20 protein-coding genes are annotated in these 21,966 nt (G+C 64.6%); 8 read left to right on the plus strand and 12 right to left on the minus strand.

Annotated elements, in window-relative coordinates; genetic code table 11:
* Positions 1-89: 89 nt before the first annotated feature.
* Positions 90-1,079: a PEP-CTERM sorting domain-containing protein gene (locus GGR36_RS22025; RefSeq protein ID WP_242533486.1), complete on the minus strand. Its 990-nt coding sequence runs from the start codon at positions 1,077-1,079 to the stop codon at positions 90-92.
* Between the two features lie 278 nt (positions 1,080-1,357).
* Between GGR36_RS22025 and ubiD the strand changes: the two genes are divergently transcribed.
* Both ubiD and GGR36_RS20560 read left to right on the plus strand, forming a co-directional pair.
* Positions 1,358-2,839: a 4-hydroxy-3-polyprenylbenzoate decarboxylase gene (gene ubiD, locus GGR36_RS20555; RefSeq protein ID WP_183638018.1), complete on the plus strand. Its 1,482-nt coding sequence runs from the start codon at positions 1,358-1,360 to the stop codon at positions 2,837-2,839.
* 181 nt (positions 2,840-3,020) lie between these two features.
* Positions 3,021-3,593 carry a phosphoribosyltransferase family protein gene (locus tag GGR36_RS20560; RefSeq protein WP_183638021.1) on the plus strand — a complete coding sequence of 191 codons (573 nt, stop codon included), beginning with the start codon at positions 3,021-3,023 and terminating at the stop codon, positions 3,591-3,593.
* A gap of 18 nt (positions 3,594-3,611) precedes the next feature.
* On the opposite strand, the gene GGR36_RS20565 is transcribed toward GGR36_RS20560, so the two are convergent.
* Positions 3,612-4,247, minus strand: coding sequence for a response regulator (locus tag GGR36_RS20565; RefSeq protein WP_183638024.1), 636 nt, complete (start codon positions 4,245-4,247; stop codon positions 3,612-3,614).
* 4 nt (positions 4,248-4,251) lie between these two features.
* The gene (locus GGR36_RS20570) at positions 4,252-5,616 is read right to left on the minus strand and encodes a cache domain-containing protein (RefSeq protein ID WP_183638027.1); all 1,365 of its coding nucleotides are present in this window, start codon (positions 5,614-5,616) and stop codon (positions 4,252-4,254) included.
* A gap of 238 nt (positions 5,617-5,854) precedes the next feature.
* Here GGR36_RS20570 and GGR36_RS20575 point away from each other — a divergent pair, with 238 nt between their 5' ends.
* From GGR36_RS20575 to GGR36_RS20590, 4 genes are all read left to right on the plus strand, one after another.
* Positions 5,855-6,253, plus strand: a complete 399-nt coding sequence (locus GGR36_RS20575) for a hypothetical protein (protein ID WP_183638029.1) — start codon at positions 5,855-5,857, stop codon at positions 6,251-6,253.
* 299 nt (positions 6,254-6,552) lie between these two features.
* Positions 6,553-8,616 (plus strand): carbon starvation CstA family protein, encoded by a 2,064-nt coding sequence (locus GGR36_RS20580; protein ID WP_183638032.1) that lies wholly within the window; start codon positions 6,553-6,555, stop codon positions 8,614-8,616.
* A 37-nt stretch (positions 8,617-8,653) separates the two neighbouring features.
* The gene (locus tag GGR36_RS20585) at positions 8,654-8,830 is read left to right on the plus strand and encodes a YbdD/YjiX family protein (protein ID WP_425576932.1); all 177 of its coding nucleotides are present in this window, start codon (positions 8,654-8,656) and stop codon (positions 8,828-8,830) included.
* A gap of 81 nt (positions 8,831-8,911) precedes the next feature.
* On the plus strand, positions 8,912-9,940 hold the full coding sequence (locus GGR36_RS20590) for a CobW family GTP-binding protein (RefSeq protein ID WP_183638037.1): 1,029 nt from the start codon (positions 8,912-8,914) through the stop codon (positions 9,938-9,940).
* Positions 9,941-9,948: 8 nt separating this feature from the next.
* Here GGR36_RS20590 and GGR36_RS20595 read toward each other — a convergent pair whose 3' ends face one another.
* Positions 9,949-10,914, minus strand: coding sequence for a potassium channel beta subunit family protein (locus GGR36_RS20595; protein WP_183638040.1), 966 nt, complete (start codon positions 10,912-10,914; stop codon positions 9,949-9,951).
* Positions 10,915-11,027: 113 nt separating this feature from the next.
* Here GGR36_RS20595 and GGR36_RS20600 point away from each other — a divergent pair, with 113 nt between their 5' ends.
* Positions 11,028-11,489 (plus strand): thioredoxin family protein, encoded by a 462-nt coding sequence (locus tag GGR36_RS20600; protein WP_183638043.1) that lies wholly within the window; start codon positions 11,028-11,030, stop codon positions 11,487-11,489.
* A gap of 15 nt (positions 11,490-11,504) precedes the next feature.
* On the opposite strand, the gene dacB is transcribed toward GGR36_RS20600, so the two are convergent.
* Entirely contained in the window at positions 11,505-12,926 is a 1,422-nt protein-coding gene (dacB, locus tag GGR36_RS20605; RefSeq protein WP_183638048.1) for a D-alanyl-D-alanine carboxypeptidase/D-alanyl-D-alanine endopeptidase, read from the minus strand.
* A gap of 168 nt (positions 12,927-13,094) precedes the next feature.
* On the opposite strand from dacB, the gene GGR36_RS20610 reads away from it, so the two are divergent.
* Complete coding sequence (locus GGR36_RS20610) at positions 13,095-13,679, plus strand: hypothetical protein (RefSeq protein WP_183638051.1); 585 nt, start codon at positions 13,095-13,097, stop codon at positions 13,677-13,679.
* A 144-nt stretch (positions 13,680-13,823) separates the two neighbouring features.
* Here the strand turns inward: GGR36_RS20610 and GGR36_RS20615 are convergent, their stop codons facing one another.
* From GGR36_RS20615 to GGR36_RS20645, 7 genes are all read right to left on the minus strand, one after another.
* Positions 13,824-15,023: an NnrS family protein gene (locus tag GGR36_RS20615; protein ID WP_183638054.1), complete on the minus strand. Its 1,200-nt coding sequence runs from the start codon at positions 15,021-15,023 to the stop codon at positions 13,824-13,826.
* Positions 15,024-15,146: 123 nt separating this feature from the next.
* Positions 15,147-15,980 (minus strand): caspase family protein, encoded by an 834-nt coding sequence (locus GGR36_RS20620; RefSeq protein WP_183638057.1) that lies wholly within the window; start codon positions 15,978-15,980, stop codon positions 15,147-15,149.
* A 135-nt stretch (positions 15,981-16,115) separates the two neighbouring features.
* Positions 16,116-16,562 carry a phosphate-starvation-inducible protein PsiE gene (locus GGR36_RS20625; protein ID WP_183638059.1) on the minus strand — a complete coding sequence of 149 codons (447 nt, stop codon included), beginning with the start codon at positions 16,560-16,562 and terminating at the stop codon, positions 16,116-16,118.
* Positions 16,563-16,696: 134 nt separating this feature from the next.
* On the minus strand, positions 16,697-17,761 hold the full coding sequence (fba, locus tag GGR36_RS20630) for a class II fructose-bisphosphate aldolase (RefSeq protein WP_183638062.1): 1,065 nt from the start codon (positions 17,759-17,761) through the stop codon (positions 16,697-16,699).
* A 262-nt stretch (positions 17,762-18,023) separates the two neighbouring features.
* Positions 18,024-19,100: a class II fructose-bisphosphate aldolase gene (gene fbaA / locus GGR36_RS20635; RefSeq protein WP_183638066.1), complete on the minus strand. Its 1,077-nt coding sequence runs from the start codon at positions 19,098-19,100 to the stop codon at positions 18,024-18,026.
* A gap of 30 nt (positions 19,101-19,130) precedes the next feature.
* Entirely contained in the window at positions 19,131-20,567 is a 1,437-nt protein-coding gene (gene pyk / locus GGR36_RS20640; RefSeq protein WP_183638068.1) for a pyruvate kinase, read from the minus strand.
* A 170-nt stretch (positions 20,568-20,737) separates the two neighbouring features.
* Positions 20,738-21,922, minus strand: a complete 1,185-nt coding sequence (locus GGR36_RS20645; RefSeq protein ID WP_183638071.1) for a phosphoglycerate kinase — start codon at positions 21,920-21,922, stop codon at positions 20,738-20,740.
* Between the last annotated feature and the right edge of the window lie 44 nt (positions 21,923-21,966).

The raw sequence follows: 21,966 nt of genomic DNA on the forward strand, positions 1-21,966 counted from the left end.
ACAAGGGTTGCAAGAAGTCGGAAGCCAGAAATGAGAATACCCCTTTCCGGAGACCGGAAAGGGGTATGAACGATCAGCTGTGCGGCAGATTACTTGGCGCTGCGGCGGCGAGCTGCTGCCAAGCCTGCGAGGCCAAGGCCTGCGAGCGCGAGGCTGCCCGGCTCAGGCACGCCGGTATCCGGCGGAACAAACACACCACCCGTCACGTTGAAACCGAAGATGAACGTGTTCGGGATGCCGAGCGTCGGACCGCCAGCAACGCTGGCTTGGCCGTACGAGTACAGGCCGATGTCGATATCGCTCGCATCGCCATCCACCAGGCGACGTGCCAGATCGGCATCCGCTTCGGTGCCGGCTGCGCCATAGTAGGTCGTGAACTTCAGTTCTGCGCCAGCGTCGAGGGCGGCGAACTCAAAGTCGAACAGCGCGCCATGGTCACGCGGACCTGCGTCGGTGAAGTTGGTGTTGAGCAGACCGTAGGACGAGAAGGTCAGCGGGTTTGCGTCGTTGAAGCCGTTGTTGTCTGTGCGATAGACGTTGCTGCCGTTGGCAATGCCAAGCGCGGCCGGCACACCTTGAATCGTCACATACTCAGCGAATGCGGTCGGGGCGATATCCCAGTCCATCACGCGGCGATAGCGCAGGTCACCGGCCGCGATCGCAACCGTTTGCAGGTTCTTGATCGTGACGTCATCTGCGTAGAGGTTCGGCGTTCCCGCGATCGGGTGATAGTTGTGGGTCACTTCCAGCGAGCTGCCGACGCGCGACACCGAAATTGCTGTGGATGCCGTGGAGGTGAAGCTGACCAGAGTGAGTCCGCCAATGCCGGTGGCATTATTGGCATAGCCGGCCGTGCCAGAAGAAACGATTGCAGCACCCCAGCCTTCGCACGGGCAGCCATACACGGTACCGTCATTGCCCGTCGCGTTGTACTGGACGCCCACGCCATTGTAGTTCAGCTGGCCGAGGTCATTCACACCCAGGCTGACAGTGCCGTTGGTGATGACAGCCGACGCGTTCGCGGTCGTTGCAACTGCGGCGCCGCCAACAAGCAGCAGGGCGGCAGCGAGTGTCTTCATTTTCATATCATTAACCTCGTTGTCACTGGAGTCCGACCCGGACCTCCTTCTGCGCAGTACTAAGCATGAACGGTGCCAATTTTTGATGGTTGTTTAAGGGTTTGAAAACAAAAAGAAAAATGCCGTACAAAAAAGATGCCTGAACCCATGTGTAAGAAATTTCGTCGCGTCTATCGCCTCATCGCTTTGGCATATTCTGGGAGGCGCGTGCGCAGCCGCGAGGGCGTTTTGCTCGGCCGCGCTATCATCCTCAGCCCGTTTTGCCCGGAGCAGTCTTGATGCGTTATGACGATCTGCGCGCGTTCGTTGCGCAACTTGAACAACGCGGTGACTTGAGGCGTATATCAATTCCTGTCGATACGCATCTCGAAATGACCGAGATCGCAGATCGGGTGCTGCGCGCAGGCGGACCAGCGCTGCTTTTCGAGAAACCACACACCCAGGGGCGGCCATGTGCGATGCCGGTGCTCGCCAACCTGTTCGGCACGCCGCAGCGTGTGGCCTGGGGCATGGGTGAGGAGGGCGACTGGAAGGCGACCTTGCGGGAAGTGGGCAAGCTGCTCGCTTTCCTGAAGGAGCCGGAGCCACCCAAGGGGCTGAAGGATGCGTGGGAGAAGCTGCCCATCCTGAAGCAGGTGATGAACATGTCGCCCAAGGTGGTCGGTTCGGCGCCGTGTCAGGACATCGTTTGGGAGGGCAAGGATGTCGACCTGTCGCGCCTGCCGATCCAGCACTGCTGGCCCGGGGATGCGGCGCCGCTGATCACCTGGGGGCTGGTCGTTACCCGCGGGCCGCACAAGAACCGCCAGAATCTCGGGATCTATCGCCAGCAGGTGTTGGGCCCGAACCGGGTGATCATGCGCTGGCTGGCGCATCGTGGCGGCGCGCTAGATTATCGCGAGTTCCAGCAGGCAAACCCCGGCCAGCCTTTCCCGGTCGCGGTGGTGCTGGGCTGCGATCCGGCGACGATTCTTGGCGCAGTAACGCCCGTACCGGATTCGCTTTCCGAATACCAGTTCGCGGGCCTGCTGCGCGGCTCGAAGACCGAGCTGGTGAAGTGCGTGGGCTCGGACCTGCAGGTGCCGGCCTCGGCCGAGATCGTGCTCGAAGGCGTGATCCACCCCGGCGACATGGCGCCTGAAGGCCCCTACGGCGACCACACCGGCTACTACAACGAGGTGTCGGACTTCCCCGTCTTCACGATCGAGCGCATCACGATGCGGCGCGACCCGATCTATCACAGCACCTACACCGGAAAGCCGCCCGACGAGCCGGCGATGCTGGGTCTGGCGCTGAACGAGGTCTTCGTGCCGCTGCTGCAGAAACAGTTCCCGGAGATCGTCGATTTCTACCTGCCGCCCGAGGGCTGCTCCTACCGGCTGGCGGTGGTCAGCATCAAGAAGGCCTACCCGGGCCACGCCAAGCGGGTGATGTTCGGCATCTGGAGCTTCCTGCGCCAGTTCATGTACACGAAGTTCATCATCGTGGTGGACGACGACGTGGACATCCGCGACTGGAAGGAAGTGATCTGGGCGATGACCACGCGCGTCGACGCCACCCGCGACACCACACTGGTCGACAACACGCCGATCGATTACCTTGATTTCGCGTCGCCGGTGGCGGGGCTTGGCAGCAAGATGGGGCTGGATGCGACCAACAAGTGGCCTGGCGAGACGCAGCGCGAATGGGGGCGCCCGATCGTCATGGACGAGGCGGTCAAGCGGCGCGTGGACCAGATGTGGGGCGAGCTTGGCTTGTGATGGCCGTGCGCCATGCGGCAATGGATTGGCCGCTGCGCATGACGACTTGCGCGTCTGGCGGGTGCCACCCAAGACAGTGAGTGTTGCCGCTTCCGCCCGAGCAGCCGCTTAACAAGCCAAGCCCCGCTGCTTGGCGCAATCTGGCGTCTGTAGCGAACGTCGAGTGTCCAAGAGGCATCAAATGGAGCACACAGTAGCGGGGCAGCGCTTCACCTTGTACGACGCGGTGCGCCTTGAAATGGTCGTCGACTGGATGGCGGCGCAGGCCTTCCCCTTGCTCGCCGGCGCCGAGGATCCGCTGCTGCTGGGCATCCTGCGGCGTGGGGGGCCGCTGTCGGTGATGCTGCAGGCGCGCCTGCGGGCGAACTACGGTCTCGATATCGCCCGCTACGAGATCAAGCTCAAGCGCTATGCCGACGATCTTGCGTTGCTCCACCCCGATACCGAGCTCACGGAAGATGCGCTGTTCGCCGCGCGAGACATCTCGCGCGCCACGGTCATGGTGGTCGACGACGTGCTGTTCGAGGGGCACTCGCTGGCGCGGGTGCTGGCCTACCTGACCGGTCGCGGCGCAGCTGCGGTGCACGCCGCGGTGCTGGTCGACCGTTGCGTTGCCACGCTGCCGGTGAAGGCCGATGTGGTCGGGCTCTGCCTTCAGTTGTCAGACCGCGATGTCGTCGAGTGCCATGTGCCGCCCTACGAGGCGGCGTTCAAGATCGAACTGTTGCGGCCGGATCGGCTCGGTGAGCACTGATCGGGTGGCCTGCGGCGCCTAGAGTCCGGTCCACTTGCGCTCGACCGCGAAGCGCGCCAGCGCGGCCGAGCCGTCGAGTTCCAGCTTGCGTTTGATGTTGAGACGGTGGGTTTCGACGGTGCGCACCGACAGGTCGAGCCGCTGCGCGATTTCCTTGCTCGAAAGCCCTTCTGCGATGAACGCGAGCACCTCTTTCTCGCGCACCGACAGCAAGGGTTCCGGCGCGGCGCCGTGCGCCAGCGCGTCGGCCACGCCGGCCGAGTAATACCGGCGGCCAGCCATCACCGTCTGGATCGCGGCGACGATTTCCTGCGCCGGGCTGTCCTTGAGCACATAGCCGCGCGCGCCCGCGCGGAACGCTTCCACCACCACCTGCGGCTGGTCATGCATGGTCAGCATGACGATGCGCAACGCCGGAAAGCGCTCGTGGCACATGCGCGCCAGCTCTACGCCGCTGGTGCCGGGCAGGCCGACGTCCATCAGCGCGATATCCGGCGTGTGGATTTCCGCCTGGGTGAGCGCCTCGGTCGCAGTGCCCGCCTCGGCCACGACGGCGAAACCCGGCACGGTTTCAAGGCGTGCGCGCACGCCGTCGCGCACCAGCGGATGGTCGTCGACGAGCAGGATGCGGACGCTGGCGGCGGCTTCGGACATCAGTTCAGACTTTCAATGCAGCTTCCGGGAACAAGGCTTCGATCGTCGTGCCTTGCGGGCCCGATTGCAAGTCGAAGCGCCCGCCCAGCGTCTCGACCCGCTCCTGCATGCTCGACAGGCCGATGCCACCGCGCGGGTGTTCATGCACTTCGGCGAGGTTGAAGCCCTTGCCGTCATCACGGATCTGCAGTCGCACGCCGCCCTCGACGCGACCCAGAGTCAGACGTACTTGCGTCGCGCCCGCGTGGCGTTCGGCATTCGCGAGTGCTTCCTGCGTGACACGGAAGAGCGCGGTCGCAACGGCATCCGGGAGGTGCACGTCGCGGTCCGCGTCGCATTCCGTCGCGATGCCGGTGCGCGTGCCGAATTCGCCGACGATCTGCGCCAGGGCTGGCGCGAGACCGAGGTCGTCCAGCACGGCTGGCCGCAGCCCGTGCGAGATGCGGCGGATCTCGCGCAGCACTTCGTTCAGCCGCGTGATGCCGCGCGCCAGCGATGCGGCGGCCGGCGCCAGATCGTCGTGTTTGAGCGCATCAAGCCGTACCTGCACCGACTCGAACATGTACTTCACCGACACCAGCCACTGGCTTACGCCGTCGTGCAACTCGCGCGCCACCCGCGCGCGTTCGTTCTCCTGCGAGCGCACCACCTGGTGTGCCAGCGCGCGCATCCGCGCCTCGGCGTCGCGCTGGTCCGACAGGTTCAGCGCCAACCCGCCCATCGCCACCAGCAGGGCGGCCACTACCGCGATACCGGCAATCACGCCCAGCGTCGCGTTGATGGCGTGGGAGGCCTCGCGGTCGATGCGCGCCCGCGCGTCGGCCAGGTCATCGAGATAGATGCCGGTGCCAATCATCCAGCCCCATTTGGGCTCCGGGGCGACATAACCGAGCTTGCGTTCGAGCTTGCCGGTCGACGGGCGCTGCCACATGAACTCGACGAAACCGCCGCCGGCCTTGGCTTGCGCGATCAGGCGCTGGATCGTCGGCGTGCCCTGCGGATCTCGCAGGTTCCAGAGATCCTGCCCGACCAGCTCTGGCTGGCGCGGGTGCATGAGGTTGCGACCGGCGAGGTCGTAGACGAAGAAGTAGCCGTCGCGGCCGTAGTCGAGCCGTGCCAGGGTGGCCAATGCTTCGGTGCGCGCCGCCTGATCATCGCCGTTTCCGTGCAGGCGTTCGACGGCGCCCAGTGCGAGTTGCACGTAGTGCTGCAGTTCGGCCTTGCGCGCGGCGAGCAGTACCGGCTCGACCGCGGCAAGCTCGGCTTCCGCCAGCGCGCGTGACTCGATGCGTACGACCGCTGCAACTGCGGCGATGGCGAGCAGCAAGGGCGCGACGGCGAGGATCAGGACTTTCAGGCGGAGTTGCATGGATCAATCGTACGAGGTGTCCGGCGCGTTATAGCACTCGCGTGCGTACCGAGGTGCCTGTGCCTGTGGCGAGTCACTGCGCAGGCCGTGAATAGGCAGCCGCAAGCGGTTTCATCGAGGTGTGGATTTCTCACATTCTGCGCACGCGAAATTGCCTTGTCGGTATGCAATCGGGTTTCTATCCTGCAGAACCAAGTCGCTGTTGACCCAACCCCCGACCCCAACCGGAGATCGCCTGATGGCTACTGTCAAATGGAACCAGATCGGAGCACTGAACAAGCAACTCATCCTCGACCTGCGCGACGGCAAGGCGCGTTCCAGCGACTACCCGCTCGACAAGGAACCCCCGGATGGCTGGCTGCACAGTGGTTTTGACTACGACATCAAGGACTACGGTCTGTACGGTTACACCCAGAAGAAGAAGCTCAGCGCAGAGTGGGGCGGCGTCAAGTACTACGCCTTCAAGGCGTCCGGCATCGACATGAAGATCCGCATCGTTCACATCTACAAGAAGGGCGAAGGCAGCAGCAAGAGCGACCATCGCTTCTACCGTCTGGTCCATACCGAAGGGCGGCCAGGCGCCTATACCAACGACTATCAGTCCTGCGAAGAGATCATTGACATCGGCGCGTCGTGACGCGTGCCCTGGCCGGCACTTGATCCGGGTGCCAGCCATCGACCAGACACTGCATTTCGCCGCCGTTCGTTGCCGGGTCACCGGCACCGACGGCGGCACGCCCCGGTATTGGTTTGCTGTCGGGCATGCCGGTGCGGGTTTGTGCCTACGTAGCACCACGTAGCGAATCTCGGTAGTCCTGCGGATGTGCAATCAAATCCGCTTATCGATACTTCAGACAACGTCGCAGTTGCAGCGCAGACGTCGTCCGATATCGATAACCCATGCGGCTTCTGTTCGGGCCAGCACTGGAGGAGACCATGAAACGCTTGCTTCCGCACCTTGGCTGGGCCGCACTCGCCCTGCTCGGTGCATCCGCACTTGCTGTTGTCGCGCTGAGCCGCGGCGAGACCATCAATGCCCTGTGGGTGGTCGTCGCCGCGATCTCGGTATACCTGATTGGCTACCGCTACTACGGCCTCTTCATCGCCCACAAGGTGGTCGGTGTCGATGGTTCGCGCATGACCCCGGCCTGGAAACACAACGACGGCCTGGACTATGTCCCGACCAACAAGTACGTGCTCTACGGCCACCACTTTGCGGCGATCGCCGGCGCCGGCCCGCTAGTGGGCCCGGTGCTCGCGGCACAGATGGGCTACCTGCCGGGGATGCTGTGGATTCTGGCGGGCGTGATCTTCGCCGGTGCGGTGCAGGACTTCATGGTGCTGTTCATCTCCACGCGGCGCGACGGCCGCTCGCTCGGTGACCTGATCAAGTCCGAACTCGGGCCGATTCCCGGCGTCGTGGCGCTGTTCGGCACCTTCATGATCATGGTGATCATCCTCGCGGTGCTCGCGCTGATCGTGGTGAAGGCGCTGACCGATTCGCCCTGGGGTTCCTTCACCGTGGCGGCAACGATCCCGATCGCGATCTTCATGGGCATCTACCTGCGCTTCATCCGCCCAGGCAAGATCGGCGAGATCTCGATCATCGGCTTCGTGCTGCTGATGGCCGCAATCGTGTTCGGCGGCGATGTCGCGGCGAATCCGGCGCTCGCACCGCTGTTCACCTTCGACGGCAAGCAACTCACCTGGCTTCTGATCGGCTACGGCTTTATCGCCTCGGTGCTGCCGGTGTGGCTGCTGCTCGCGCCGCGTGACTACCTGTCCACCTTCCTCAAGATCGGCACGATCATGGGCTTGGCGATCGGGATCGCGTTCGTCGCGCCGCACCTGAAGATGCCCGCGCTGACCAAGTTCGTCGATGGCACCGGCCCGGTGTGGGCGGGCCCGCTGTTCCCCTTCCTCTTCATCACCATTGCCTGCGGTGCCGTGTCCGGCTTCCATGCGTTGATCTCGTCGGGCACCACGCCCAAGCTGCTGGAGAACGAAAACCACGCGCCTTTCATCGGCTACGGCGGCATGCTGATGGAATCCTTCGTCGCGATCATGGCGCTGGTCGCCGCATCCTGCGTCGAGCCAGGTGTGTATTTCGCGATGAACAGCCCGGCCGCCGTGCTCGGCAAGACCGCGGAAACCGCCGCGGTGGCGATCTCGCAGTGGGGCTTCGTCGTGACGCCGGACATGCTTCTGCAAGTGGCGCAGGACGTGGGCGAGAAGACCATCATCTCGCGTGCCGGCGGCGCACCGACGCTCGCGGTCGGCATGGCGCAGATCCTCTCCGGCGCGATCGGTGGCAAGGCGATGATGGCCTTCTGGTACCACTTCGCGATCCTCTTCGAAGCGCTCTTCATCCTCACCGCGGTGGATGCGGGCACGCGTGCCGGCCGCTTCATGCTGCAGGATCTGCTCGGCACCTTCGTGCCCTCGCTCAAGCGCACCGAATCGCTGGTCGCCAACCTGATCGCCACCGGCCTCTGCGTCGCGGCCTGGGGTTACTTCCTGTATCAGGGCGTGGTCGATCCGCTCGGCGGCATCAACACGCTGTGGCCGCTGTTCGGTGTGGCGAACCAGATGCTCGCCGCTGTAGCGCTGATCCTGGCGACGGTGGTGCTGGTGAAGATGAAGCGCGAACGCTACGCCTGGGTCACGATCGCGCCGACGGTCTGGCTGCTGGCCTGCACGCTCACTGCCGGTTGGCTGAAGATCTTCAGCGAGAACCCGAAGGTCGGCTTCCTCGCGCATGCGGCCAAGTTCGGCGCAGCCGCAGACCGCGGCGAAGTGCTGGCACCGGCCAAGAGCATCGAGCAGATGCAGCGCGTGATCTTCAACGACTATGTCGACGCCAGTCTCTGCGCGCTCTTCATCTTCGTCGTGCTCACCGTGCTCGTGTTCGGCATTCGCGCTGCGCTGCGCGCCTACCGCGCCACGCACCCGACGGCGCAGGAATCGGCCTATCAGCCGATGCCGGCGCACGCTGGCTGAGCGCCAACGCAAAGCAATGTTTCGCGACCTTGCTCGCATGGGTGAAACCCTCCGTCAGGCGGCCCGCCTGATGGTGGGCCAACCCGACTACGACACCTATGTGCAGCACATGCGCCTGACGCATCCTGAGCAGACGCCCATGACCTACGAGGAATTCTTCCGCGAACGTCAGGACGCCCGCTTCGGTGCGAAGGGCAACGGCAAGTGTTGCTGAGTCGCTGAACACCCCCTGAGCGCTCGGGGGTCTGCACCGGCCGCGATGCAGACCCGCGCGCACTCCGCAAAGGAAACCGCCATGAACCCCAATGCCACGCCGATTCCCGTCACTGTGCTCACCGGCTTCCTCGGCGCCGGTAAGACGACGCTGCTCAACCGGCTGCTCGCTGCGCCGCACGGGCAGCGCATTGCGGTGGTGGAAAATGAATTCGGCGCCGAGAGCATCGACGGCGATCTGGTCGGCCCCGGCGCGACGACGGTGGTCGAGCTTTCCAACGGCTGTATCTGCTGCAGCGTGCAGGGCGAGCTGAGCGCGGCGCTGATCGATCTGGCCGAGCGACGCGAGATGGGTCTGGTTGCGTTCGATCGGCTGATCATCGAGACCACCGGCCTCGCCGACCCCGGCCCGGTGATCCAGAACTTCTTCTGGGACGAGACCCTGCGTGGCGCCTATGCGCTGGATGGCGTCATCACGCTGGTCGACGCCTGCCATGCGATCACGCAGATCGAGCGTGAGCGCGTGGCGACGGCACAGATCGCGTATGCGGACCGCCTGTTGGTGACGAAGACGGATTGCAAGGAAGCGGATGCGCCCGGCGTGCTGTTTCCGCGCCTGCGTGACATCAACCTGCGTGCGCCGTTGCTGCGCGCCGGCTCACCGGACGAGGACTGGTTCGACCTGTTCAACATCGGGGGCTTTTCACTCGATGAACGCGGCTTGCCGCCGCGCAAGTCGAATCATGGTTTTGTCCGCAGCGGCGCAGTCGTGGCCGGGGTGCAGGCGCCGCGCCACGATGCCGGCATCGGTTCGGTCGTGCTTGAGGCAGACGGCGAACTGGATCTCGATGAAGTATCCAGTTTCGTCGAGGCGCTGATCGAGACACATGCCAACGATCTACTGCGCTACAAGGGCATCCTGTCGATTGCGGGTGAAGCGCGCCGCCTGATCTTCCAGGGCGTGCATCGCATCGCCGGCTTTGACTATGGCAGGGCCTGGGCGCACGGCGAGCAGCGCGACAACCGCATCGTGCTGATCGGGCGCGGCCTGCCCTTCGCCGACTTGCAGCAACGCTTCGCGGCGCTGGCCGTCGCCCCCGCGAGTGCCTGAGCGCGGAGTCAGTCCTCGCCGAACAACTGGGCGAGCTGCTGCATCAAGGCGTCGTCGAGTTTCGGGATGACCGCGAGTGCGCCGAAGTTTTCATCGAGTTGTGCAACCGTGGATGCGCCGGTGATCACCGTTGAAACGCGAGGGTTCGCGCTGCACCAGGCAATCGCCAGCTGCGCCGGCGTGCAGTCGAGCGATGCGGCGATATCGACAAAACGGCCAACCTTGGCGTTGCGGGCCGGGTCGATGAGCGCTTCGCGCAACCACGCCATGCTTTCGAGCGCGCCACGGCTGCCCGCCGGTACGCCGTTGCGGTATTTGCCGGTCAGAAGGCCCGACGACAGCGGGCTCCAGGTCGTCAGGCCGAGTCCGATGTCGTCGTAGAGCCGCGCGTATTCCTGTTCGACCCGCTTGCGGTGGAACAGGTTGTACTGCGGCTGCTCCATCACCGGTTTGTGCAGGTGGTGGCGCTCTGCGATCTCCCACGCGGCGCGGATTTCGTCGGCGCTCCATTCCGAGGTGCCCCAGTACAGCGCCTTGCCTTGCGCGATCATGTCGTGCATCGCCCACACGGTTTCTTCGATCGGCGTGTTGGGGTCGGCGCGGTGGCAGAACACCAGGTCGACATATTCCAGCCCGAAGCGTCGCAGCGAACCGTCTATCGCCTGCCGCAGGTACTTGCGGTTGAGCGTGTTGCGCTGGTTCGGCCCTTCGTTGAGGCCCCAGTAGAACTTGGTCGACACGACGTATTTGCTGCGCGACCAGCCCAGTTCGCGCAGCGCGGTACCCATGATTTCCTCCGAGCGGCCGCCGGCGTAGGCCTCGGCGTTGTCGAAGAAGTTCACGCCGCGATCGTGTGCGGCGGCCATCAATTCCCGTGCCGCCCGGGTATCGACCTGGTTGTGATAGGTCACCCACGAGCCGAGCGAGAGTTGGCTGAGCTGCAGGCCTGAGCGGCCAAGACGACGGTATTCCATTTTCTGGCTCCTTGACGTTGATGCGCCGGGGTGTGCGGTGGCGGGGCGGGTTGCATCATGCCGGCCGCGCGATGTTAGATTCCGGGTTTGTGTCCCGATCCGAAACCGTCGCCATGCTACGCGCCCTTCGTTCCAGCCTCACCATCCTCCTGCTGATTTTGCTGTCGACTGCATCGGCCGGTGCGGCCGATGTGTTGCCTTACGACGAGAAGGCCAACGCCCACGCCGACATTGCTGCAGCCCTCGCGCAGGCCAAGGCGCACAAGAAGCAGGTGCTGTTGGTGTTCGGCGCGAACTGGTGCAAGGACTGCCGGGAACTCGCGCGCAAGATGGGCGAGGGCAAGCTCGCCGAGCGGGTGTCGAAGCGCTATGTCGTCGCCAAGGTGGACGTCGGCAACTGGGATCGCAACCAGGACATCGCAGCCGAATACGGCAATCCGAGCAAGAAGGGCATCCCCGCCGCGGCAGTGCTGGCGGCGGACGGCAAGTTGCTCAAGGCGACTTCGGCCGGCGAACTGGCTTCGGCGCGCGATATGGGCGAAGCAGAGCTGCTAGCGGTGTTCGATCAGCTGTAATTCCGCGCGGCGCCCTCAGCGCCCGCCATACAGCGTCGTCAGCAGCGCCTCGAACGCGGCTTCCGCACCATCGGCGTCGGGGTGATTCACGAGCCAGGCGAATGCAATCCAGCGGCCCTTGGCGTCGAGTACATAGCCGGCGGCGCTGCGCACGCCATCGAGCGTGCCGGTCTTCACATAGCCGCGCCCAGCCAGCGGGGTGTCGGGCAGGCGCTTCTTCATTGTGCCGTCGATGCCGATCACCGGCTGGGCGGCCATGAATTCCGGCATGCGTGGGCTTGCCCACGCGGCGCGCAACAGGGCGCCGAGCTGCGTTGCGGTGGTGCGCTCCTGGCGCGACAGGCCGGATCCGTTTTCGAGCACCCATTGCTGCGGATCTAGCCCCCGCTGAAGCATCCAGGTGCGCACCCGTTCACTCGCGCGTTCGGGCGTGGCCGCGACGTCACTGCCATCGAAGGCGAGCGTCAGAAAGATCTGCCGCGCCATCAGGTTGTTGGAGTACTTGTCCGTCTCGCGCAGCACGTCGGCAAGGGGCGGAGAGAGCCAGACGGTCAACGGCGTGGCGCCTTCCGGCAGCGTGCCGCTGCGTACCTTGCCTGAGAACGTGCCGCCCAGTTCCGCCCACAGGGCGCGGAACACGCCGGCCGCCATCGTGGCGGGGTCGGGCGTGGCGAGGTTCAACAACTTCTCACCGCAGGCGAGCGGGAAGCGGCCCGGCAGGCGCACGCTCAGCTTGTCGCCGTTTGCCGCGATCTCCGGGGCGACCAGATCGCGCCAAGAAGGGCAGCTTTCGCCGCCCTGCGCGCGCAAGCGGTTATCCAACGTCAAGCCGGCGAAGGGCACGGTGGGGGTGACATCGATGCGCCCGTCGGGCCGCGGGCTGATCCGCAGCGTCACCGCGTTGAAGTTTACCGACAGCGCATCGGGCGCGGCGTTGTAGGCACGCGCCGCGCGACCGTCGAAGGCGCCGGGGTCGTGCGGCGGCAAGGCGAAGCGACTGCGGTCGAGCACCAGATCGCCCTCGATATCTCGCACGCCGCGACTGCGGATGTCGCGCAGCAAGGCGGCGAAGCGGTCCCAGGTCAGGAAGGGGTCACCCCCGCCCCGCAGCACGAGATCGCCCTTCAGCGTGCCGTTCTCGATGCTGCCAATGGTCCAGGCCTCGGTCTTCCAGGTGTAGGCAGGGCCGAGTGTTTCCAGCGCAGCCAGACTGGTCAGCAGTTTCATCACCGAGGCCGGGTTGCGGGCGGTGTCGGCGCGATGCGACCAGGTTGGCGCCGCCGCATCGAGCGGGGCGGCCCAGAGCGAAACCGCACTTTCCGGAATCGCGTTGGCCTTCAGGGCGCGGCTGACATCGTCGGGCAGTGCGGCGAAGCCGCGCGACCACACACCCAGCAGGGCGAGCGCGGCGAAAATGTGAAGTCTGCGGAGGATCATGCGGCGCACCATATCACGCCCCATTACAAATCCTTGCAATGGCTCACTACCGCGAAACGCATGTACGGCACCGCTGCGGCACGATGCAGCCATCGCAATGACAACCGGGTGACTGGAGGTCGCGAACACATCGAACAATCAATGCGCTGCATGCGCGAGGAGACACGAATGAACACCAAGCTGGGTTTGATGGCGGTGCTGCTCGCCAGCCTTCCGGTTGCTGCCGCTGTCGCGGACGATGCCAACATGCTGGACCGCAACGTCAAGCAGGAACAGCGTATCGAGCAGGGGCTGCAGTCCGGTTCGCTGAACACGAAGGAGGCCGCGCGCCTGGAAAAGGGCGAGGCGCGCATCGACCAGATGGAGGCGCGTGCAGCGCGCGATGGAAAGATCGGCAAGAACGAGGCTGCGCGAATTCGTCAGGCGCAGGATGCCGAAAGCCGTGCCATCCATGACGAAAAGCACGACGCGCAGCGCGGCAACCCGAATTCGGCGTCGAGCCGGCGGATGCAGGCGGATGTGCAGCGCGACATCAACCAGCAGTCGCGCATTCGCAACGGCGTCGCCGATGGCAGCCTGACGACCCATGAGGCGGGCCGCATGGAACGCCAGCAGGCCCATGACGATCGCCTGCAGGCACGCGCCGGCGCCGATGGCCATGTTGGCGCCCATGAGCAGCGGCATATCGCGATGTCCGAAGACCGCAGCTCCCGTCATATCTGGCGCCAGCGTCACGACGCGCAACACAACTGATTCCGGGCCTGTCGTCCCGGGGCTGCGAGGGCGGATCCTTGTCGGGTGTCCGCGCCTTGCAGCCCGAATCGACTCTCAGGTGCATCTCCTATCCCTTACAGGGGGCGAAGGTTTTTGCTCCTCGCCCGAGCCCCCGTTTTTTTCTCAGCCCGGCCGACCGTCGATTCTCGGTCGCACCAGCAGCGGCGCGTACCGGATCAGGTACAGCACGAACGCCGTACTCCAGCACCCCATCGCAACGCCGAGCGCCAGGCTGTATCCCGCTGGCCACAGCAACGGGCCGAACACCCGGATTGCAGCGCCAGCATTCAGCAGCGTGTAGGCGACCGTTTCGACGTGCCCGGCGCTGAGCAGACGGCCGGTGTGGCCTAGGGCGGTGCGGGTGATCATGCCCAGGATCAGGCCGCTCATCGCGCCAACGCCGAAGGCATGCCAGGCGAGGGAGGCGGGCACCAGATGCAGGCTGCCCAGCGCGAGCAGCACCAGCCCGACGACCAGCCACAGATGCCCCAGATGCAATATCCACAGCAGCGGCGTCCTGCGGGTCGCCCACGGATTCCAGCCCCAGGAGCGTACCGCCTGCAATGCAGCTGCAATCAGCGCGGCCGTGGCCGTGAGCGCGGGCGACGCGGCGCCGACAGCGAGCGCAAGCGCGCTACCGGTGAAGGCGATGGCGCAGATGTTCAGCTGGTCGTTCTGGAACTGCCGCACGCCCTTCAGCGCGTTGGCTGTGAAACTCGGGACGATGCGCCCGGCGATGATCGTGACCAGCATGATCACCAAGGCCAGTGCGCCGTGCATGACTTCCAGCGGGTCCGCAGCGAGCCAGCCATGGGTGCTTGCGTGGAAGAGCGCGTTCGCTGCGCCCAAGGCCAGCAGCAGGGCCACGGTGAAGTAGTTGCGCTGGCTCTTCGCGCGCCACAGGACCTTGCCGAGGGCAAACGCTGCTGCGGGAAGGAAGGGCAGGTCGCAGGCAGCGGCCACCGCTGGCGGCGCCGCGTACATCGCAACGCGACCGAGTAGCCAGAGTGCGGCGAGCGCCGTAAGCGGCCAGCCATTCGGCGTGGGAAGGCCGGTCCAGTTCTGCCCGGCAGTGAACAGGAAGCCGACGATCACCGCGACGGCGAAGCCGAACACCATTTCATGGGCGTGCCAGTGGAGGGCGACGAACGGCGCTGGTGACGCGAGGGCGCCGGTGAATTGCGCCAGCCAGATCGGGACGGCGAGCGCGGCGAATGCGGCCGCAAGCAGGTAGAACGGCCGGAAGCCGAGGGCAAAGAGGGCGAAACCGCTTGGCGGCGTTTTGGGTCGGACCGTGAGTTCGTCGAGGCGGATCAGTGGCATGGCGATTTTCACTGTTTGGGGGAGCCCGAGATTGGCCGCTTGCGGTGCGCGTTGCCTTGCCCGCCATCAAGCAAAAAAAAAGCGCGCCGTAGCGCGCCATTTCGGGTTGCTTCGGTTGCGGCGTCAGGTGCCGAGCAGGGTTGCCTTGTGCGCGCGGTCCGAGTCGAGTTCCGGAACCTGCGTATAGCGATTGGTCTTGAGGTCTTCCCGGACTTGCTTGAGCAGTTCGCTGCGCTTGATCTTGCCTTTGGCCGCCTTGATGCGGGCGGTCAGGTAGTAGGTGAAGGCGCCGGCATAGGCCTTGCCGATCTTGGCGTCGGCACTGGTCTGGCTGGATTTGCACGCCGCCCACAGGATGGCGTGGTCGATGCCCGAATCGTCGAGTCGTTTGCGCAGCCCCGGCGCGCTGCGCCCGGCCATGTTGTCGATCGCGATCGGGGTCGGCGGCGGCAGCCAGCGGGGTTTGCGGGTTGGCATCAGGTCGAGCGCCTTGAGGCCGGTGCCGCTGTGGCAGGTATCGAAGAAGCATTCGACCAGAACGGTCTTCGGCACCTTGGCGAACAGCACGCGCAATTCGTCATCGACCAGCACGCGATCACGGTCCCATTCGCCGTTCTTCTCGGCCAGGTCGTGCATGCAGAAGGCTTCGTCCGCGTGGTCGGCCTCGTCGTCGTCCAGATCGGGCACCTGGGTACCGTGCGAAGACAGGCTGAACACCAGGTGCGTGAGCTTGCCCGCGACGGCGGCATCGACCAGTTTGCTCAACGCCCCCATCACCTTGGCCTTGGTGGCCTGTGCATCGGTGAGGACCTGGATGTCTTCGGCGGCGAATCCGAGTTGCTTGACGAGCATGTCCTGCATGCTGGCGGCGTCATTGACACAGCCATTGAGTTGCGCGCCGGGATAGTTCTTGAAGATGTTGATGCCGACACAAAGTGCACGTTTGGCGCCCGCCATGGGAAGCTCCTTGCTGGTTGTTATTGGATGAAATGCGCATCAGGCATTCCATTCGTATAGCACGCAGGGGCCACAGTGCAAGGCCGGCAACGCGCCGGCCATGGTTTTACGGGCAAAAGCGCGCCACGCGGGGTGCTATTCCCTTACATAGGGTTTCTTGGGCGGGGTGTCGCGATCTTCGTTGTACGGGTAGCGGACATGGCCGTAGCGGATGACGAGAACGCCGATCGCCAGCAGCAGGATCGCGGCGGAGATTGCCAGCATCCGCCATTCGGTGAGTTCCTTGAGGTCGAGGATCAGGTAGCGGGCGAGCGCCACCATGCCGATGTAGAGTGGAAAGCGCACCGGCAACTGACCGCTCTTGAAGTACTGCGCGATCATCGTCAGCACTTCGAGGAAAAGGAACATCAGCAGCAGATCGGTCAGCGTGACACGGTTGTTCTGCCACATCGCCAGGACTTCTTCACCCATGGCGATGGAGGTGGCAACACCGATCACGGCGAGGCCGAAGAACTCGATCCACTCGAGTCCGTATTTGAATGCGCCGCGGGCGCGGTGCAGCAGGGAGCCTTCAGGTGTCATGGTTGCCGGGGGGAGGGCAGCGCGGATCGCGCGCCCTGACTATACCGCCGGCGGGTGCGGCTGGACACCTCGCAGATGTTTCAGTGCGCCGACGCGCGTTCGCTATGGGTCGCGCGCCGGGGCCGTTGGCGCTATCAGGCGATTTGCTGCGCGAGTTCGCCCGACTTGTAGCGGGCGGCCATCGTGTCGAGCGACAGGGCGCGGATCTTCTGCGCCTGGCCAGCGCAGCCGAAGGCTTCAAAGCGCGCCTTGCAGATGGCCTTCATCGCGTTCTTGGCTTCCACCAGGTACTTGCGCGGGTCGAAGTTCTTGCCATCCTTCGCGAGATGGCGGCGGATCGCGCCGGTCGAAGCCATGCGCAGGTCGGTGTCGATGTTCACCTTGCGCACGCCATGGCGGATGCCTTCGACGATCTCTTCGACCGGCACGCCATAGGTGCTGCCCATGTCGCCGCCGAATTCGTTGATGATTGCGAGCCAGTCCTGCGGCACCGAGGACGAGCCGTGCATCACCAGATGGGTGTTGGGGATGCGGGCGTGGATTTCCTTGATGCGGTCGATGCGCAGCACCGCGCCGGTGGGCGGGCGGGTGAACTTGTAGGCGCCGTGCGAGGTGCCGATCGCGATCGCCAGTGCATCGACGCCGGTGGCACGCACGAACTCCGCAGCCTCGTTCGGGTCGGTCAGCAACTGGTCGTGCGACAGCACACCTTCGGCGCCGTGTCCATCTTCGGCTTCGCCGTGGCCGGTTTCCAGCGAGCCGAGGCAGCCCAGCTCGCCTTCGACCGATACGCCCACCGCGTGGGCCATCTCGACCACCTTGCGGGTCGTGGCGACGTTGTAATCGAAGCTCGACGGCGTCTTGGCGTCTTCGAGCAGCGAGCCGTCCATCATCACGCTGGAGAAACCGGAGCGGATCGCCTGAATGCAGATCGCCGGGCTGGCGCCATGGTCCTGGTGCATCACGACCGGGATGTCCGGATGCGTTTCCAGCGCGGCCAGGATCAGGTGGCGCAGGTAGGCTTCGCCAGCGTACTTACGCGCGCCGGCCGAGCCCTGCATGATCACCGGGCTGCCGGTCTCCTGGGCGGCTTCCATGATGGCCTGGACCTGTTCCAGGTTGTTCACGTTGAAGGCGGGCAGGCCGTAGCTGTGTTCGGCGGCATGGTCGAGCAGCTGGCGCATCGAGACGAGAGGCATCGGAGTACTCCATTTCAGGGTGGGGTGCCGCGAAACGGGGGGCTGTCGCAGGCGAAAAAGACGGAAATTCAACGGCTTATGGCCGCACGCTTCCGTCGCGAGGCCGGCATTGTGTCCGATTTTCGTGCCGAATGGGCGTCAGGAGTTTCCATAAGTCGGCCGCGGCAGCAATTCGTCACCCGGTGCTTGGCGGCCCGGCAGCACAAAGAAAAAGGCGCCACCCTTACGGATGGCGCCTTCCGGCTTGCCTGGGCGACGCTGCTTACAGCACGTCGACGCAGTTCAGTTCCGTGAAGGCCTGCTGGAGGCGGGCAATCATGGTTTCCTGGCCCTTGCGCAGCCAGACGCGCGGGTCGTAGTACTTCTTGTTCGGGCTGTCCGGGCCTTCCGGGTTGCCCAGCTGGCCTTGCAGGTAGGCTTCCTTGTCCTTGTAGTACTTCAGGATGCCTTCCCAGCACGCCCACTGCGTGTCGGTGTCGATGTTCATCTTGATGACGCCGTAGGACACCGAATCCTCGATTTCCTGCGCGGTCGAACCCGAGCCACCGTGGAACACGAAGTTCAGGGTCTTGGCCGGCACGCCGAACTTCTCCGACACATACTTCTGCGAGTTGTCGAGGATCTTCGGGGTCAGCTTCACGTTACCCGGCTTGTAGACGCCGTGCACGTTGCCGAACGAGGCCGCGATGGTGAAACGCGGGCTGATCTTGATCAGCTTCTCGTAGGCGTAGGCCACGTCTTCCGGCTGGGTGTAGAGGGCCGACTGGTCCATGTGGCTGTTGTCGACGCCGTCTTCCTCACCACCGGTGCAGCCCAGTTCGAGCTCCAGCGTCATGCCCATCTTGGCCATGCGGGCGAGGTACTTTTCGCAGATCTCGATGTTCTCTTGCAGCGACTCTTCCGACAGGTCGAGCATGTGGGAGGAGAACAGCGGCTTGCCGGTCGCGGCGAAGTGCTTTTCACCCGCGTCGAGCAGGCCGTCGATCCACGGCAGCAGCTTCTTGGCAGCGTGGTCGGTGTGCAGGATGACCGGCACGCCGTAGGCGGCGGCCACAGCGTGCACATGGTGCGCACCGGAGATCGCGCCGATGATGGCGGCTTGCTGGCCTTCCAGCTTCAGGCCCTTGCCGGCCATGAACTGGGCGCCACCGTTGGAGAACTGCACGATGACCGGAGCCTTGGCCTTGGCGGCGGCTTCGATGACGGCGTTGATCGAGTCGGTGCCGACGCAGTTGACGGCGGGCAGCGCGAACTTGTTGGCCTTGGCGACCTCGAAGATCTTCTGCACGTCGTCGCCGGTGACGACGCCCGGCTTCACGAAATCAAAAATCTTGGACATGTTGTCTTCCAATCTGTGGGTGGGTGGCGTTCAGGCGCTTTCGCCGATACGCACGATCTTCAGGCTGTTGGTACCGCCCGACTGGCCGACGGGATCACCGCAGGTGAACACGACGATGTCGCCCGGCTGCACAACCTTGTTCTTCAGCAGGATCTTTTCCGCATCACGCAGCAGACGCTCGCGGTCGATGTTGTCTTGCGGCGGGGTCAGGATCGGGTAGACCTCGCGCATCAGCGCGCACTTGCGAACGGTTTCCTGATCCGGCGTCAGCGCATAGACCGGCAGACCGACGTTCAGGCGGCTCATCCACAGCGCGGTCGAGCCCGACTGGGTCAGCGCGGCGATCGCCTTGGCGCCCATGTGGTGCGCGGTGAACAGCGCGGCCATCGCGATCGACTGGTCGATACGGCTGAAGGTGCGGTCGAGGAAGTGCTGATCCAGCGTGATCGGGTTGAACTTCTCGGCTTCGGTGGCCACGCGCGCCATGACTTCCACGGTTTCAACCGGGAACTTGCCGGCGGCGGTTTCGGCCGACAGCATCACCGCGTCGGTACCGTCGAGCACGGCGTTGGCCACGTCGGACACTTCGGCACGGGTCGGCACCGGGCTGGAGATCATCGATTCCATCATCTGGGTCGCGGTGATCGTCAGCTTGTTCATCTCGCGGGCGACACGGATCATGCGCTTTTGCAGCGCCGGCACCGCAGCTTCGCCGACTTCGACTGCCAGGTCGCCACGGGCGACCATGATGCCGTCGGACGAATTCAGGATCTCTTCCAGTACCTTGAGCTCAACCGCTTCGGTACGCTCGATCTTGGCGATCGTCAGCGCATGGCCGCCGGCGGCACGCATCAGCGTCTTCGCCATGTACATGTCGGCCGCGCTCTTCGGGAAGGACACCGCGAGGAAGTCGACCCCCATCTGGGCTGCGGTCTTGATGTCTTCCATGTCCTTGGCGGTCAGCGCCGGTGCGGTCAGGCCGCCGCCCTTGCGGTTGATGCCCTTGTTGTTCGACAGGTCGCCGCCCTGGATCACCTTGGTGTGGATCTCGGTGCCTTTGACCTTTTCGACTTCCAGCGTGATCTTGCCGTCGTCCAGCAGCAGGACGGTGCCGGGCGACACATCGCGCGGCAGCTCTTTGTAGTCGAGGCCGACGCGATCCTGGTTACCCATCTCGCAGGTGGCGTCGAGGATGAACTTGGCGCCGTTGGCCAGCGTGATCTTGTTCTTCTCGAACTTGCCGACGCGGATCTTCGGGCCTTGCAGGTCACCGAGGATGCCGACGTTGCGGCCGACCTTGGCCGCCGCGGCGCGGACCATGTTGGCGCGGGCGATGTGGTCCTCGGCCTTGCCGTGCGAGAAGTTCATCCGAACGACGTCGACGCCGGCAGCGATCATGCGCTCAAGCGTTTCCGGGTCCGACGACGACGGTCCGAGGGTGGCGACGATTTTGGTATGGCGTTGCATCCGAGCTCCTTTATGGGGGATGTTGTGACGGTCGTGCCGTCACCTGGGGGGAGAGGACCGGGTGCAGGGCGCATCACACTGCGCGCCCCGCGTACCGTAAATACTAGTTAGCTGCTTCAAGCCTTGCCGGGAAAGCGCACGACAACCGAAATTGCCGTGTCACACACCGATCAACCTTCGGCGCGCTTCATCAGCGCATCGACGGCCGGCAGTGTCTTGCCCTCAAGGAATTCAAGGAAGGCGCCGCCGCCGGTCGAGATGTAGCTGACCTTGTCGGTGATGCCGAACTTGCCGATCGCAGCAACGGTATCGCCGCCGCCCGCGATCGAGAATCCTTCCGAGTTGGCGATCGCATCGGCGATTGCCTTGGTGCCATTGGCGAACTGTTCGAACTCGAACACGCCGACCGGACCGTTCCAGACGATCGTGCCCGCTGCCTTGAGCTGTTCGGCGAGTGCCGCCGCGGTGTTCGGCCCGATGTCGAGAATCATCTCGTCGGCACCGACATCCGCCGCTGCCTTGGTGGTGGCAACTGCATCGGCCTTGAATTCGGTCGCGACCACGACGTCAGTCGGGATCGGCACGCCGGCGCCCCGTGCGGCCATCTTTTCGATGATGCGCTTGGCTTCGGGAATCAGATCCGCTTCCATCAGCGACTTGCCGACCGGCAGTCCCGAAGCCGCCATGAACGTGTTGGCGATGCCACCGCCCACGATCAGCTGATCGACCTTGTCCGCCAGGCTGTCGAGAATCGTGAGTTTGGTCGAAACCTTCGAGCCCGCAACGATCGCAACCAGCGGACGCTTCGGGTTGCCGAGCGCGCGGCCGATCGCGTCGAGTTCCGCTGCCATCAGCGGGCCGGCACACGCCACCGGCGCAGCCAGGGCGAGCGCATGGGTCGTGGCTTCGGCGCGATGGGCGGTACCAAAGGCGTCATTCGCATACACATCGCAGAGCTTGGCCATCTTGGCGGCCAGCTCTTCGTTGTTCTTCTTCTCGCCCTTGTTGACGCGGCAGTTCTCGAGAACGACCACGTCACCCGGCTTGACCTCAAAGCCGCCGTCGACCCAGTTCTGGATCAGACGCACCGGCATGTTCAGCAGCTCCGAAAGGCGCTGGGCGCAAGGCGCCAGCGAATCGTCGGGCTTGAATTCGCCTTCGGTCGGGCGACCGAGGTGCGAGGTCACCATCACGCCGGCGCCTTTTTCCAGGGCCAGCTTGATGCCGGTGACTGAAGCGCGGATACGGGTGTCGTCGGTGATCTTGCCGGCATCGTCCTGGGGGACGTTCATGTCGGCCCGGATGAAGACCCGCTTGCCAGCAAGGTCCAGGTCGGCCAGTTTTTTGAATTGCATGGCGATGTTCTCGATTTCAAGGGAGAGATGAAGGTTTGCCGTCG

The sequence above is a fragment of the Niveibacterium umoris genome, from assembly GCF_014197015.1.
GTDB classification, from domain to species: domain Bacteria; phylum Pseudomonadota; class Gammaproteobacteria; order Burkholderiales; family Rhodocyclaceae; genus Niveibacterium; species Niveibacterium umoris.

Excerpts from the sequence above, each read along its gene's own strand:
- GGR36_RS22025 (WP_242533486.1), bottom strand. The coding sequence starts at position 1,079 with ATGAAGACACTCGCTGCCGCCCTGCTGCTTGTTGGCGGCGCCGCAGTT.
- ubiD (WP_183638018.1), top strand. The coding sequence starts at position 1,358 with ATGCGTTATGACGATCTGCGCGCGTTCGTTGCGCAACTTGAACAACGC.
- GGR36_RS20560 (WP_183638021.1), top strand. The coding sequence starts at position 3,021 with ATGGAGCACACAGTAGCGGGGCAGCGCTTCACCTTGTACGACGCGGTG.
- GGR36_RS20565 (WP_183638024.1), bottom strand. The coding sequence starts at position 4,247 with ATGTCCGAAGCCGCCGCCAGCGTCCGCATCCTGCTCGTCGACGACCAT.
- GGR36_RS20570 (WP_183638027.1), bottom strand. The coding sequence starts at position 5,616 with ATGCAACTCCGCCTGAAAGTCCTGATCCTCGCCGTCGCGCCCTTGCTG.
- GGR36_RS20575 (WP_183638029.1), top strand. The coding sequence starts at position 5,855 with ATGGCTACTGTCAAATGGAACCAGATCGGAGCACTGAACAAGCAACTC.
- GGR36_RS20580 (WP_183638032.1), top strand. The coding sequence starts at position 6,553 with ATGAAACGCTTGCTTCCGCACCTTGGCTGGGCCGCACTCGCCCTGCTC.
- GGR36_RS20585 (WP_425576932.1), top strand. The coding sequence starts at position 8,654 with ATGGGTGAAACCCTCCGTCAGGCGGCCCGCCTGATGGTGGGCCAACCC.
- GGR36_RS20590 (WP_183638037.1), top strand. The coding sequence starts at position 8,912 with ATGAACCCCAATGCCACGCCGATTCCCGTCACTGTGCTCACCGGCTTC.
- GGR36_RS20595 (WP_183638040.1), bottom strand. The coding sequence starts at position 10,914 with ATGGAATACCGTCGTCTTGGCCGCTCAGGCCTGCAGCTCAGCCAACTC.
- GGR36_RS20600 (WP_183638043.1), top strand. The coding sequence starts at position 11,028 with ATGCTACGCGCCCTTCGTTCCAGCCTCACCATCCTCCTGCTGATTTTG.
- dacB (WP_183638048.1), bottom strand. The coding sequence starts at position 12,926 with ATGATCCTCCGCAGACTTCACATTTTCGCCGCGCTCGCCCTGCTGGGT.
- GGR36_RS20610 (WP_183638051.1), top strand. The coding sequence starts at position 13,095 with ATGAACACCAAGCTGGGTTTGATGGCGGTGCTGCTCGCCAGCCTTCCG.
- GGR36_RS20615 (WP_183638054.1), bottom strand. The coding sequence starts at position 15,023 with ATGCCACTGATCCGCCTCGACGAACTCACGGTCCGACCCAAAACGCCG.
- GGR36_RS20620 (WP_183638057.1), bottom strand. The coding sequence starts at position 15,980 with ATGGCGGGCGCCAAACGTGCACTTTGTGTCGGCATCAACATCTTCAAG.
- GGR36_RS20625 (WP_183638059.1), bottom strand. The coding sequence starts at position 16,562 with ATGACACCTGAAGGCTCCCTGCTGCACCGCGCCCGCGGCGCATTCAAA.
- fba (WP_183638062.1), bottom strand. The coding sequence starts at position 17,761 with ATGCCTCTCGTCTCGATGCGCCAGCTGCTCGACCATGCCGCCGAACAC.
- fbaA (WP_183638066.1), bottom strand. The coding sequence starts at position 19,100 with ATGTCCAAGATTTTTGATTTCGTGAAGCCGGGCGTCGTCACCGGCGAC.
- pyk (WP_183638068.1), bottom strand. The coding sequence starts at position 20,567 with ATGCAACGCCATACCAAAATCGTCGCCACCCTCGGACCGTCGTCGTCG.
- GGR36_RS20645 (WP_183638071.1), bottom strand. The coding sequence starts at position 21,922 with ATGCAATTCAAAAAACTGGCCGACCTGGACCTTGCTGGCAAGCGGGTC.